This window comes from Streptomyces sp. NPDC097640 (assembly GCF_040302705.1).
In the GTDB taxonomy this organism is placed as follows: Bacteria; Actinomycetota; Actinomycetes; order Streptomycetales; family Streptomycetaceae; genus Streptomyces.
In genome coordinates this window covers 1-12,995 of the sequence record NZ_JBEOSB010000005.1, presented here as the reverse complement: position 1 = coordinate 12,995, position 12,995 = coordinate 1, and the positions used below count along the sequence as shown (strand labels likewise).

At 73.2% G+C, this 12,995-nt stretch carries 9 protein-coding genes; 5 read left to right on the top strand and 4 right to left on the bottom strand.

What is annotated here, in order from left to right:
• Positions 1-48 precede the first annotated feature (48 nt).
• Positions 49-1,302 (top strand): polysaccharide deacetylase family protein, encoded by a 1,254-nt coding sequence (locus ABTY62_RS08610; RefSeq protein ID WP_502997436.1) that lies wholly within the window; start codon positions 49-51, stop codon positions 1,300-1,302.
• On the opposite strand, the gene ABTY62_RS08605 is transcribed toward ABTY62_RS08610, so the two are convergent.
• Positions 1,286-3,355 carry a transglycosylase domain-containing protein gene (locus ABTY62_RS08605; protein ID WP_502997427.1) on the bottom strand — a complete coding sequence of 690 codons (2,070 nt, stop codon included), beginning with the start codon at positions 3,353-3,355 and terminating at the stop codon, positions 1,286-1,288. The genes ABTY62_RS08610 and ABTY62_RS08605 overlap by 17 nt on opposite strands.
• A 421-nt stretch (positions 3,356-3,776) precedes the next feature.
• On the opposite strand from ABTY62_RS08605, the gene ABTY62_RS08600 reads away from it, so the two are divergent.
• The 4 genes from ABTY62_RS08600 (at position 3,777) to ABTY62_RS08585 (ending at position 8,975) form a co-directional block, all read left to right on the top strand.
• Positions 3,777-5,150, top strand: a complete 1,374-nt coding sequence (locus ABTY62_RS08600; RefSeq protein ID WP_352128672.1) for an MbnB/TglH/ChrH family RiPP precursor modification enzyme — start codon at positions 3,777-3,779, stop codon at positions 5,148-5,150.
• A gap of 5 nt (positions 5,151-5,155) precedes the next feature.
• The gene (locus tag ABTY62_RS08595; RefSeq protein WP_352128671.1) at positions 5,156-6,199 is read left to right on the top strand and encodes a TIGR04222 domain-containing membrane protein; all 1,044 of its coding nucleotides are present in this window, start codon (positions 5,156-5,158) and stop codon (positions 6,197-6,199) included.
• 107 nt (positions 6,200-6,306) lie between these two features.
• The gene (locus ABTY62_RS08590; RefSeq protein ID WP_352128670.1) at positions 6,307-7,158 is read left to right on the top strand and encodes a TIGR04222 domain-containing membrane protein; all 852 of its coding nucleotides are present in this window, start codon (positions 6,307-6,309) and stop codon (positions 7,156-7,158) included.
• 185 nt (positions 7,159-7,343) lie between these two features.
• Positions 7,344-8,975: an alpha/beta hydrolase gene (locus tag ABTY62_RS08585; protein WP_352129014.1), complete on the top strand. Its 1,632-nt coding sequence runs from the start codon at positions 7,344-7,346 to the stop codon at positions 8,973-8,975.
• Between the two features lie 21 nt (positions 8,976-8,996).
• On the opposite strand, the gene hemQ is transcribed toward ABTY62_RS08585, so the two are convergent.
• The 3 genes from hemQ to ABTY62_RS08570 all read right to left on the bottom strand — a co-directional run bounded on the left by hemQ (position 8,997) and on the right by ABTY62_RS08570 (position 12,922).
• Entirely contained in the window at positions 8,997-9,734 is a 738-nt protein-coding gene (gene hemQ, locus ABTY62_RS08580) for a hydrogen peroxide-dependent heme synthase (protein ID WP_352128669.1), read from the bottom strand.
• Positions 9,735-9,857: 123 nt separating this feature from the next.
• On the bottom strand, positions 9,858-11,333 hold the full coding sequence (gene hemG, locus ABTY62_RS08575; protein WP_352128668.1) for a protoporphyrinogen oxidase: 1,476 nt from the start codon (positions 11,331-11,333) through the stop codon (positions 9,858-9,860).
• 368 nt (positions 11,334-11,701) lie between these two features.
• Positions 11,702-12,922: an IclR family transcriptional regulator domain-containing protein gene (locus ABTY62_RS08570; protein ID WP_352128666.1), complete on the bottom strand. Its 1,221-nt coding sequence runs from the start codon at positions 12,920-12,922 to the stop codon at positions 11,702-11,704.
• Between the last annotated feature and the right edge of the window lie 73 nt (positions 12,923-12,995).

Sequence of the window (12,995 nt, the reverse complement as noted above, 5' to 3'; positions counted from 1 at the left end):
GCTTTGAAAGCGTTAAGGCCGAGGAACGCCTACGGCGTGACGGGCCCCATGGGCGCGCTGATCGTCGTGGCCGTCGTCGTCGCCGTCTTATTGGCGGTCCTGCCGTCGGGCGGTGAGGCGGACGACGGTTCGCCCGGGGGGAAGGCCCCGGTGGCGGGCTCCTCCCCCGTGCCGGGCGGGGAGGCCCCCGGCACCAAGAAGAAGAAGGACAAGTACGCCGACTGGGACGGCAAGGTCAAGGTGCTCGGGGACGGCTCGACCTCGTACACCGGGCCGCAGCCCAACCAGCTCAAGATCAAGAAGCTGAAACCCGGCGAGAAACCACCGCAGTTCGTGGTCTTCTCCTGGGACGGGGCGCTGGAGAACGGCGACCATCTCTTCTCCCACTTCCGCGATGTGGCCAAGGAGAGCGGCGCGACCATGACGTTCTTCCTGAGCGGCATGTATCTGCTGCCCAAGTCGAAGAGCGGCCTGTACCAGCCGCCGCAGCACAACCGGGGCTCGGCCGCGATCTCGTACCCGACCGACGAGCACATACGGGAGACGCTGGAGCAGCTGAGCGGGGCGTGGCAGGAGGGCAACGAGATCGGCTCCCACTTCAACGGCCACTTCTGCGGCGCCAAGGGCGGCGAGGACTGGAGCACCGAGGAGTGGAAGAGCGAGACCGAGCAGGCCTACTCGTTCGTGAAGAACTGGAAGACCAACACCGGCTTCACGGACGTCGCCCCGCTGCCCTTCGACTACGACGTCGAGCTGGTGGGCGGCCGGGCGCCGTGCCTGGAGGGGCAGAAGAACCTCATCCCGGCCATCAAGTCGATGGGCTGGCGGTACGACGCGAGCTCGCCCGGCGACTTCCAGATCTGGCCGTCGAAGACGGACGGGATCTGGAACTTCCCGCTTCAGCTGGTGCCCTACCCGGAGAGCGAGAAGCAGGTCCTCTCGATGGACTTCAACTTCCTCTACCACCAGTCGGGCGACACCACCGAGGGCGACCCGGCGAGGTACCCGGAGTGGGAGCGGCTGACCCGCGAGGGCTATATGAACGGCTTCGAGCGCGTCTACAACGGCAGCCGGGCGCCGCTGTTCATCGGCAACCACTTCGAGACCTGGAACGGCGGCATCTATATGCAGGCCATCGAGGACGTGATGCGGAACGTGTGCCCCCGCAAGGACGTCGAGTGCGTCTCGTTCAAGCAGCTCGCCGACTGGCTGGACGCCCAGGACCCGAAGGTCCTGGACAAGCTCCGCACGCTGGATCCGGCTCAGTCACCCGACTGGTCCGCCTTCACGAAGACGAAGTGACGGCCTTCATATAGCGCGTCCAGATGTCGACGGCGTAGGTGGATCCGGCGCCCGGAGTGGTGGTGCCGGCGGGATCGGGGGTCCCGGGGGTGCCCCCGATGCCAGAGGTGCCGGGGGTGCCGTCGGTGCTCCCGGTGCCGGATCCGCCCAGCCCGTCCAGCGGCAGCAGCTCCTGGGTCTTCGGATCCAGCCGCGACAGCGAGACGGCCGTCGACATCTCCTTCGTATAACCCACGAACCACGACGAGGTGTTGTCCTGCTCGGTACCCGCCTTGCCCGCCACATCAGGGCCGATCACCGAGGCCGTGCGCGCGGTCCCGCTCTGCGCCGCCCCGTGCAGCGCCTCGTTCACCTGCGCCGCCACCTCCTGGCTGAACGGCCGGGTCGCGGCCTGCTTTTCGAGGGGCACCCGCTCGCCGCGGTGGGTGAGCCCGGTGACCGAGTACGGCGGGGTGTGCTTGCCGCCAGCCGCGAACGTCCCGTAGGCGCTGGCCATGCGGATGGAGCTGGGGGTGGCCGTGCCGAGCGAGAAGGCGGGCACCCGGTCGCCGAAGCTGCTGGGCAGGAGCCCCGCGTCGACGGACGCCTTGCGCACCCGGTCCAGGCCCACGTCCATGCCGAGCTGCATCATCGGGGTATTGATCGACTCCACGATGGACTGACGCAGGGTCACCTGCCCCCACGAGCGGTGCCCGTCGTTCGTACCGCGCACGATCTGGCCGTTGCGGTCCCAGTACGGGCCCTCGGGCGTGCGCACGGCCACCTTGTCGTTGCCGTCGTAGAGGCTGGTCGGGGACACCGGGGTGCGCGCCCCGTCACGTTCGAGCTGTACGCCGTCGCGCAGGGCCGCGGCGTAGACGAAGGGCGTGAAGGACGTGCCGGCCGGGACATTGGAGGCGTTGGCGTCGTTGAAGCCCTGTTCGAGATAGCCGGGGCCGCCGTAGAGCGCGGCGATACGGCCGTCCGTGGTGACGGACGCGGCGCCGATCCGTACGTACCGGTCCTCCTTGCGCGACTTCGGGTCGAGGCCGTCGCGCATCTTGTCCACCGACTTGGCGAGCTCGTTCACCTTCGACTTGTCGAAGGTGGTGTGTATCTGATAGCCGCCCAGGTCGAAATCGGCGTCGGAGATATCGGTGTGGGAGGCCACATACGCCTTCGCCGTTTCCACCAGATACCCGACCTGGCCGGTCAGCCCCTCCGCTTTCGGCGGCGCCTTGGGTTCCGGGAATTTCGTGTACTTGGCGCGCTCGGCCTTGGAGAGCTTGCCGATGTCGACCATCCGGTCCAGGATCCATTTCCAGCGCTCCTCCGCCCGGCGGTGGTTCTTGGCGCCGAGCGTGGGGTCGAAGGTCCCGGCGCCCTTGAGCAGGGAGGCCAGCATGGCGCCCTCGCTCACATTGAGCTTGGAGACGTCCTTGCCGTAATAGGCGTAGGCGGCCCGCTGGATGCCATAGGTGCCGCGGCCGAACCAGCTGGTGTTGAGATATCTCTCGAGGATCTCCTCCTTGTCCATCCGGTCGTCCAGCTTGATGGCCATGAACATCTCGGTGAGTTTGCGGGAGAAGGTCTGCTCCTGATTCAGATAGGCGTTCTTCACATACTGCTGGGTGATGGTGGAACCGCCCTGGGTCTCACCGCCCGTCACCATCCGGGTCAGGGCGCGCATCAGACCGCTGGGCGAGACGCCGCTGTCGGAGTAGAAGCTGGCGTTCTCGGCGGCGAGCACCGCCCACTGCACCTTCTCCGGCACCTTGTCGAGCGGGACCTCCTGGCGGTTGACCGGGCCCGTGCGGGCCATTTCCGAACCGTCCGCCCAGTAGTAGACGTTGTCCTGCTGGGTCGCGAACTCGTTGAGGTCGTCCGGGATGTCGGTCTGGAGATACAGAAAGCTCAGCACGCCGGTCAGCCCGCCGACACAGAACAGGAAGAGCATGGCCAGCTGCCGCCACGAGGGCAGCCAGCGCAAGGGGCCGCTTCTGCCCGCGCGGGGATAGTCCAGCCGGACGCGGCGGACGGCCCAGCGACGCAGCGCCCACCCCTGGAAGGCCACCGGCGCCCTGCCGCTCGACGCTCTGCCGCGCGGCGCTCTTCGCGGTGGTGCCTCGCGGCGGTGTCTTCCCCCGGCGTTGTTGCTGCCCTGCACGTGTCCCCCACGATCCGCGCGCGGGGCGCGGCCAAAGGTCTGATGGTCCGTCCCCCCGAAGACGGTCCGACCCTATGATGCTTTCCGAACATCTGTCGCCTCAGAGCGCCAAAAGTTTGTAACAGTAATGACATTTGGCGATGTGCGTCACGTACGACACGCCACAAAAGCGGACTTCGGCCGACCGTCACCCTCCGCTTGTCCGGGACGCGGCACACAGTGAACGCCCGAAGCTCAAATGAACCTCTGAACCGCACCGCTCCTGGGTTCGTCCTTTCCCATCGGGGTCATCACCCCAGACGAGGGGACGGACGAGGAGGGGGAAGCCATGAGGCGCCTCGGAACCGGCATTGGATGGCGCCCGGAGATCGCCGATGACATCGAGCGACTGCCGGGCATTGACTGGGTGGAGGTCGTGGCGGAGAACATCTGCCCCGGCCACCTCCCCGACGCGCTGCTGCGGCTGCGGGAGCGGGGGACGACGATCGTCCCGCACGGCGTCTCGCTCGGCCTCGGCGGCGCGGAGCGACCGGACACGGCACGGCTCACCGCGCTCGCCGAGCGGGCGGAGGCGCTGGGCTCGCCACTGGTCACGGAACACATCGCGTTCGTACGGGCGGGGGGCCCACGGACCGCCTCACCGGCGGCCGAGGCCGGGCATCTGCTGCCGGTGCCGCGCACCCGCGACGCACTGGACGTGCTGTGCGAGAACGTCCGCATCGTGCAGGAGTCGCTGCCGGTGCCACTCGCGCTGGAGAACATCGCGGCGCTGATCTCCTGGCCGGGCGAGGAGTTGACGGAGGGGCAGTTCCTCGCGGAGCTCGTGGAGCGGACGGGCGTACGGCTGCTGATCGACGTGGCCAATCTGCACACCAACCACGTCAACCGGGGCGAGGACCCGGCGGCGGCCCTGGACGCGCTCCCGACCTCGGCCATCGCGTATGTCCATGTCGCGGGCGGGGTCGAGCGGGACGGGGTGTGGCACGACAGCCACGCCCACCCGGTGACCCAGCCGGTGCTCGATGTGCTCGCCGAGCTGTGCGCCCGTACGGCGCCGCCCGGTGTGCTGCTGGAGCGCGACGACAACTTCCCCGCGACCGGGGAGCTCGCGGCCGAACTCGACGCGATACGCGGCGTGGTGGCCAAGGGGGTCCGGAACACTTCCGAGGCGGGCGCCGTAACCGCCGCGGCCGGCTCGGCCGCCGCGACCGGACCGGCCTCCGGCTCGGTGACCGGGCCGGAGGCCGTGGAGGAGGCCGTGGAGGAGGCCCTGGAGGAGGCCCTGGAGGGCGCCCGGGGGCGGCTCGCGCTCGCGCAGGCTTCCCTGCTGTCCTCGCTCGTCGCGGGCACCCCCGCGCCGGAGGGGTTCGACCGGCGGCGGCTGGGGGTGCAGAGCCGGGCGCTGGTGGCCAAGCGGGCCGATGTGGTCGGGAAGGTCGCCCCCGAGCTGCCGCGGATCCTGGGCACGGGCTTTCGCCCCGCGTTCCTGGACTACGCCCTGGGCCGCCCGATGACCGCCGGCTACCGGCGCGACGCCCTGGCGTTCGCCGAGCACCTGCTGGCCGCGGAGCGGCCGGAGGACCCATCGGCGCGGCGGCAGTTGACGCAGTGGTGGCAGGAGCGGTCGGGGCCCGCTCCGGTACGGCCCGGCCCCGCGGCGCGCCTGGCGCGGGCCGCCCGACTCGCGCTGCTCGGAAGGTGAGGAACATGAACACGGAACTGGTCTATCTGGCGATCGCGGTGTCGTCGGCGGCGCTCATCACGGGCACGGTGCGCTCCCGGAGCGGGGCCGGCACGCAGGGGGACAACCGGGCGCGCGACCTTCTGGAGGCCGCTTTCCTGGAGGCCGGCCCGGGCCGGGTGGCCGACACGGTGATCTGCGAGATGTACACCGACGGGCGGCTTGCGGTGGGCGGCCCGGGGGTGGTCTCGGTGCGGCAGGCGGTGGCCCGCAACCCGGTGGAGGAGGCGCTGCTGGAGGTGCACGCCCGCGCGCCGCACGGCGGACTCACCCTGCTGCGCTCGGAGTTGATGCGCCACCGGGCGGTGCAGTCGATCGGCGACCGGCTCGCGCAGCGCGGCCTGATGGTGCGGCCGGAGAAGATGCGCTTCTGGCGGTGGATGGCCGCCCTCCAGACGCTCGCCTGCGTCGCGGGCGTGTTCCTGGGCATCTGGGCCTCCACGGGGGAGGAGTACGACGGCGGGCTGCCGTTCATCTTCAAGATCTTCCCGGCGCTGATCGTGGGGTTCCTGACCGCCGTGATCTGCGCCGCCTCGAACCGGAAGCGGATCACGACGTCCGGGAGGCGGGCGCTGGCGTCGTTCCGGCGGAACCTCGCGTACGCCTCGACCGAGCCGAGGGACGGCACCCGGGTGGCGTCCGTGGCCGAGACGGTCGCGCTGGCAGGGGTGGGCGCGCTGGCCGCCGACGAGCTGCTGCGGCACCACCTGATGGAGGCGGAGCGCGTCCAGGCCGCCGCGGCGGCCTCGTCCTCCGGCTCCTCCCTGTCCTCCGGCTCCTCGGGGTCCTCGAACTCCGCCTCCTCCAACTCCTCGGGGTCGACGTCCTGCGGGAGCTCCGGCGGCTCGTGGTGCGGCGGCGGCTCCGGGGGCGGCGGTTCGAGCTGCGGCAGCTCCAGCTGCGGCGGAGGGGGCGGCGGCGGTGGCGGCTCCAGCTGCGGCGGCGGCTCCAGCTGCGGGGGCGGGGGCGGCTCCAGCTGCGGCGGGGGTGGCGGCTGCGGGGGCGGCTGACCGGCCGCGTCGTATCCCGGTGGTGGTGGCGGGCGTCCGCCACCACCACCGCGTTCATCTGATGAAATGTCTGGCGGAAGGCGGGGCGGGTCGAGTACAAATCGGCCATGTTCTGGCTGTTGTTCCTGCTCATCGCCTGTGCCGCGGCCGTCGTCTCCTGCGCCCGGCTGTGCTCGGCCGCCGTCGCCGCCGCCCGGGAGCCCGAGTGCGCCGGGGCCGGCCGCCGACTGAGCCTGTACGAGGTGGCGTTCCTTTCAGGCGGTCCGCGGCGCGTCGGCGATCTCGCCCTGGTGGCGATGGACCGGCAGCGCCGGCTGCTGCTCGCGCACACCGGCTGGGTCACGGTGGTGGACCCGGAGGGCCGGAACGAGCTGGAGCGCTCCGTCATCGCCGCGATAGGCCCGCGGGGCCAGTCGCCCGTCCCTCCGGTGCGGGCCGCGCTCGCCGTCGCGGCCCCGGTCCGGGCGCTCGCCGACCGGCTGGTGGCCGCCGGGCTCGCGGTGCCCGCGGCGGCGCGTACGAACGTGGCGGCCGCGGTCCGTCAGGTGTGGGCGGCCACCGGGCTGGTCCTGCTCATGGGGGTGGCCGCGCTGCTGATCGTGCCGCCCGACTCGGGGCGGGGGCAGGCGGCGGCGTGGTTCGCGCTGCCGCTGCTGCTGACCCTCGGCTGCCTGGCGATAGCCCGCGCCGAGGTGCATCCGTACACCCGGTGGGCGTCGCCCGCCGGGCAGCGGCTGCTGGGCCGGATCGAGGCGCCCCGGCCGCGGCCCGCCCGGCGCGTCGGCGGACGTCGCGGCGACGGTGACGGCGATGGCCGGGGCGACGGCGATGGCCAGGGCGGCGGTGACGGCCGGGGCGGCGGTGAACACGCGATGCTCGTCGCGCTCGCGCTGCACGGCGCGTCCGCCCTCCCCGACCCCGAGCTGCGCGCGGCCTTCAAGGCGCATTGGGGTCATTGACCCCGACACCTCGGCGCGGTGCTTTACATGGCCGACCGCCGGGCCAAGTATCCCTTTCGTCACGGAATGACAAGTGACAGGTCGTCGCGGAACGACAAGCGGAACGCGAACGCACTACGAGGGGACGGCCCGTGGGAGCAGTACCGCTGAACGGCTTCCTCCGGCCGCTGTCCCTGGCCCTGGCCATGGCCGCCCTGTTCGCCGTCCCGGCGCCCGCCGCCACCGCCGCCGCGGCCACCGGCGCCGCCACGGCAGCCTCCCTCCCCGGCACCGCCGCCGAGGACCGGGGCGTGGCGCTCGCCGCCCGGCTCGCCGCCGCCCACGGCATCGACTTCGGCAGCTGCCCGCTCGACGAGGAACTGCCCGACGCGGCCCGCTGCGGCACCGTCAAGGTACCCCTGGACTACGCGCACCCCCGCGCCACCCAGCTGTCCCTCACCGTCAGCCGGATCCGCGCCACCGGCCCCCGGTCGAGCCGCCAGGGCGCGCTGCTCTACAACCCGGGCGGGCCCGGCGCCTCCGGCCTGGGGTTCCCCGCGTACGCGAGTGTGGCCACGTTCCGCAAGGCCGCCGCGGCGTACGACTTCGTCGGCTACGCCCCGCGCGGCGTGGACCGCTCGAGGCCGCTGTCCTGCCAGGACCCGGCCGCCTTCGCCAAGGCGCCGGCGAACTTCCCCGTCCGCCCCTCCGCGGCTTTCAAGCGGAAGATCGTCAAGCGGGCGCGGGCCTACGCGCGCGGCTGCGCCCGCAACACGGGGAGCGCGCTGCGCCACTACACGACCCTCAACAACGCCCGCGACCTCGATGTGCTGCGCGCCGCCCTCGGCGAGAAGCGGCTCAACTTCGTGGGCGCCTCCTACGGTACGTACTTCGGCGCCGTCTACGCCACGCTCTTCCCCCGGCATGTGCGCCGCATGGTCTTCGACAGCGTGGTCGACCCCGACCCGCGGCAGATCTGGTACCGCAGCAATCTGAAGCAGTCGCTGGCCTTCGAGCGGCGCTGGCGGGACTGGCGGCGCTGGGTCGCCCGGTACGACGAGGTCTACCACCTGGGCGACACCTCGGCGAAGGTGCTCGCCTCCTACAACAAGGCCCGGCGGCGGCTGGCGCGCCACCCGGCGGGCGGGCAGGTGGGCACCGCGCAGCTCCAGGACGCGTATCAGCGGACCGTCTACAACGACGCCTACTGGGACCCGAGCGCGCACGCGCTGGCCGCGTATCTCGACGGCGACGCCGAGCCCCTGGTGACGCTGGCCGCGCCCGATCCGGCCGCGGCGGTGTCCGAGGAGAACGGCAACGCCGTCTACACGGCCGTGCAGTGCAACGACGCGCCCTGGCCGCGCAGCTGGGCCCGCTGGAACCGCGACAACACCGCGCTGGCCCGCCGCGCGCCCTTCGAGACCTGGGACAACGCGGCGATGAACCTGCCGTGCGCCTACTGGTCCGCACCGCACCGGCGGCCGCTGACGGTGGGCCCCCGGGGCGGCGCGGGACGCGGGAAGCTGCCGCCAGTACTGCTGCTGGCCTCCGAGCGCGACGCGGCCACCCCGTACGAGGGCGCCAAGGAGCTGCGGCGCAGGCTGCCGGGCTCGTCGCTGGTCACCGAGCGGAAGGCGGGCACCCACGGGCTGTGGGGCGGCCCCAACCCCTGCGTCAACCGCCACGTCGACACGTACCTGCTGACCGGGCGGACGCCGGGCCGCTCGGCCTCCTGCGCCCCGCGCGCGCTGCCCGAGCCCACCGTCTGGTCGGCGCCCGGTCCCGGAGCGGAACCGGACCTGGAAACGGAACCGGCCGCGGGTGCGGCGTACGGATGACGGCGGCCCGGCCGGCTCCGGTCAGGCCAGCCCGGCGACCAGCTCGGACACCGGCTTGCGCCGCCCGGTGTAGAACGGCACCTCCTCGCGCACGTGCCGGCGCGCCTCGGAGCCGCGCAGATGGCGCATGAGGTCGACGATGCGGTGCAGCTCGTCGGCCTCGAAGGCGAGGATCCACTCGTAGTCGCCGAGCGAGAAGGACGCGACCGTGTTGGCCCGCACGTCCGGGTAGCCACGCGCCATCTTGCCGTGGTCGGCGAGCAGCGCGCGGCGCTCCTCGTCGGGCAGCAGGTACCACTCGTAGGAGCGGACGAAGGGGTACACGCTGACGTAGTCGCGGGGGTTCTCGTCGGCCAGGAACGCCGGGATGTGCGAGCGGTTGAACTCGGCGGGGCGGTGCAGCGCCATGTTCGACCAGACCGGCTCCAGGGCCCGGCCCAGCCTGGTGCGGCGGAAGAGGTTGTACGCCTCCTGAAGGGCGTCGGAGGTCTCCGCGTGCCACCAGAGCATGATGTCCGCGTCCGCGCGCAGCCCGGAGACGTCGTAGGTGCCGCGCACGGTGACGTCCTTCGCGGCGAGCTGCGCGAACAGCTCCTCGACCTCGTCGGCGTAGCCGGTGCGGTCCTCCGGCAGGAGGTCGCGCAGCTTGAACACCGACCACAGGGTGTAGCGGATGACCTCGTTGAGGTCCTTGGCCTTCTTGCCGGCGTTGGGAACCTTGCCGGACGGGCCGGTCTCGGGAGCGGGTGCAGCAGTCATGGTCCCTATTCTCGCTCTCCGCGCCCGGCGCCCCGCGCCTGGGTGGCGGCTAGGCGGTATCCGGGCGAAGCCCCCCCGGGGGGGGCGAGCCCGCCGCAGGCCTCAGGTGCCGCCGGACAGGGCCTAAGCGGCCTCGGGTGAGTCCGGGCGGTGTCGCGTGGTCAGCAGCTCCAGCAGTTCGTCGGCGGCGGTGCGGGCGCTGGCGACGCAGGCCGGGATCCCCACGCCGTCGTACACCGCGCCGCACACCCGCAGCGCAGGGAGCTTCGCGACCTCCGCGCGGATGCGGGCCACGCGGCCGAGGTGGCCCACGGGGTACTGCGGCAGCCCGCCCTCCCAGCGGTTCACCCGGGTGGCGACCGGGCGCGCGGCCAGGCCGATGGCCTCGCCGAGGTCGGCGAGCGACAGCCCTACCAGATCGTCGTCGTCGCGGCTCAGGTCCGCCTCGTCGGCAAACCGCCCGATCGAGGTACGCAGCACGAAGAGTTCGGGGTCGGCCTCCCCCAGCCAGCCCCATTTGCGGCTGGAGAACGTGGCGGCCTTGATGGTGCGGCCGTCGACGGGCGGCACGAGGAATCCGCTTCCGGGGGCGATCCCTTCCACGTCGGCGCGGCGGAAGGCCATGGTGATCAACGCCATGGAGGCGTAGTCCACGCCGGCCAGTTCGGCGGAGGCCGCCGGGGAGTCGGCGGCGAGCAGCCGGGACGCGACCGGTGCGGGGGCGGCGAGCACGACGGCGTCGGCCTCCAGCGTCTCGCCGCGGCCTGTGACGACCGTCCAGCGCGCCGCCCGGCCCTCCCCCGCGCCCTCGGCACCGGCAGCGGCGGCGGTCGGGCGCAGCTCCCGCACGGGCTCGCCGGTGCGGATCTCGCCGCCCGCGGCGCGCACCGCGTCGGCGACGGCGAGCGGGAGCCGCCCGATCCCGCCGTCGATGCCGGTGAACACCGGGCCGGGCTGCGCCGCCGCGGCCCGCGCGGCGAGCGCCTGCGCGCCCTCGGTCAGCGAGCCGTGGGTGCGGGCCGCCTCGAAGAGCGTGGGGACCGCAGCCCGCATCGACGTCCGGTACACATCGCCCGCGTACACCCCGCCCAGCAGCGGCTCGACCAGCCGGTCCACGACCTCCCGGCCCAGCCGCTCCGCGACGAACTCGCCGAGGGCGACGTCCTCGCCCAGCTCCGGCCGCGGCAGCCCGCTCTCCGCCGCGATCCGCGCGAGTCCTTCGTCCGAGATCACCCCGGAGGCGGCCAGCGGGGCGAGGTCCCCGGGCACGCCCATCACATGGCCCTTGGGCATCGGGCGCAGCCCGCCGCGGGTCCACAGCGAGGCGGTGGCGGTCGCGGGCGGCTGGAGCCGGTCGCCGAGCCCGGCCGCGCGCGCCAGGTCCACGCCCTCGGGGCGGCGCGCGAGCATCGACTCGGCGCCGAGGTCGACGGGGACGCCCGCGATCTCGCCCGCGTACAGCTTGCCGCCGAGCCGGCCGGTCGCCTCCAGGACGGTCACCCGGGCCCCGCCGGCCAGCAGGCGGTGGGCAGCCGCGAGCCCGGAGATGCCCCCGCCGACGACCACGACATGGCCCGTGGGGCCGTTGGCTGCACTCATGCCCCTGCCTCCCGCTCAGTCTCGGCGCGCTCCAACGCACGAGCTTCCCTCGTCACTGCTCGCTCCTCCGTCGCTCCGCGGCTCCTCAGTCCAGCCCGCGCAGCGCCCCAAGACACGCACCCCTCCACCCGCTCAGTCCCGGCGCGCTCCAACGCACGGGCTTCCCTCGTCACTGCTCGCTCCTCCGTCGCTCCGCGGCTCCTCAGTCCAGCCCGCGCAGCGCCCCAAGACACGCACCCCTCCACCCGCTCAGTCCCGGCGCGCTCCAACGCACGGGCTTCCCTCGTCACTGCTCGCTCCTCCGTCGCTCCGCGGCTCCTCAGTCCAGCCCGCGCAGCGCGCCAAGACACGCTCATGTTGCCACTCTCTCAGACGCCCGTCGGCCGCCTGGCGCCCAGGCCATGGGGGCGGTGGGCGGAGGCCGTGCGCAGGTCGGCCTCGACGCGGGCCGCGGCGGCGCGCAGCGGCGGCAGGAGGGTGCTCAGGGTGTCCTCCGGGGTGCCCCGGCCCGCGTGCACCGCGAGGTTGAGCGCGGCCGCCACCCGCCCGTCCGCGTCCCGTACGGGTACGGCGAGGGAGCGCAGCCCCTCTTCCAACTCCTCGTCGACGAGGACGTATCCGCTCTCCGCCACGCCCTCCAGGACGCGTGCGAGCCCGGGTGCGGAGGTGAGGGTGTGCCGGGTCAGCGGGCGCGGGTCGAGGGCGGCGAGGTACGCGGCGCGCGCGTCCGGGTCCAGGCCCGCCAGCAGCACCCGGCCCAGGGAGGTGGCATAGGCGGGGAAGCGGGTGCCGATGGTGATGTTGACGCTCATGATGCGGACGGTCGGCACGCGCTCGACGTACCGGATGTCGTCGCCGTCGAGGACGGCCAGGGACGCCGACTCGTGGACGGCGCCGACCAGTTCGCGCATATGTGGGCGCGCGATGTCGGTGAAGCCGAGCCCGGCGAGCGGGGCGTGGCCGAGCTCCAGGACGCGGGGGGTGGGGCGGAAGAGGCGCTCCCCGTCGGTCTCGGCGTAGCCGAGCTCCAGGAGGGTGAGGAGCGAGCGGCGGGCGGTGGCGCGCGCCAGGCCGGTGGCCTGGGCGACGGCGGTGAGGGTCACGCCCTGGCGGAGCCCCGAACGGGCCGGGAGCCCCGGACCGGGCTCGGGCCCCGGACCGGGCGGAGCCGCGGAGCCCAGCGCGCGCAGCACGGCCAGCCCGCGGGCCAGCGACTGGAGAAAGCCCGCCCCCATCTCCCGCTTGGCCAGCCGGGCCGGGTCCTCGCCGACGACGCCGCCCCCGGCCGGGGGCGGCTCGGCGCCCGGCTCGGTGCCCGGCCCGCCCGCGGCGGGGGCGGCCAGCGCCGCCTCCATCGCGGGGACCAGGTCGCGCAGGGCGGCGAGCGCGGTCCGGCCCAGGGACGCGATGTCGTGGCGGCTGGTGTGGCTGACCACGTTCACCGCGCAGACGATCCGGCCCGCCGGGTCCCGCAGCGGCACGGACACCGCCAGCAGCCCCGGCTCGATCAGCTGGTCGTCCGGGGCCCAGCCGTCGCGGCCCGCGGCCTCCACGCGCCGCGCGAAGAGGAGCATGGTCAGTCCAACCAAGTCAAGAGGGTGGCGTGGGGCGTGGGGCGCCGGGCCCGGATCAGCTGGTGCGGCCCTTGGCGTCGAAGCGCTT

Excerpts from the sequence above, each read along its gene's own strand:
- ABTY62_RS08600 (WP_352128672.1), top strand. The coding sequence starts at position 3,777 with ATGAGGCGCCTCGGAACCGGCATTGGATGGCGCCCGGAGATCGCCGAT.
- ABTY62_RS08585 (WP_352129014.1), top strand. The coding sequence starts at position 7,344 with ATGGCCGCCCTGTTCGCCGTCCCGGCGCCCGCCGCCACCGCCGCCGCG.
- ABTY62_RS08595 (WP_352128671.1), top strand. The coding sequence starts at position 5,156 with ATGAACACGGAACTGGTCTATCTGGCGATCGCGGTGTCGTCGGCGGCG.
- hemQ (WP_352128669.1), bottom strand. The coding sequence starts at position 9,734 with ATGACTGCTGCACCCGCTCCCGAGACCGGCCCGTCCGGCAAGGTTCCC.
- ABTY62_RS08590 (WP_352128670.1), top strand. The coding sequence starts at position 6,307 with ATGTTCTGGCTGTTGTTCCTGCTCATCGCCTGTGCCGCGGCCGTCGTC.
- ABTY62_RS08610 (WP_502997436.1), top strand. The coding sequence starts at position 49 with ATGGGCGCGCTGATCGTCGTGGCCGTCGTCGTCGCCGTCTTATTGGCG.
- hemG (WP_352128668.1), bottom strand. The coding sequence starts at position 11,333 with ATGAGTGCAGCCAACGGCCCCACGGGCCATGTCGTGGTCGTCGGCGGG.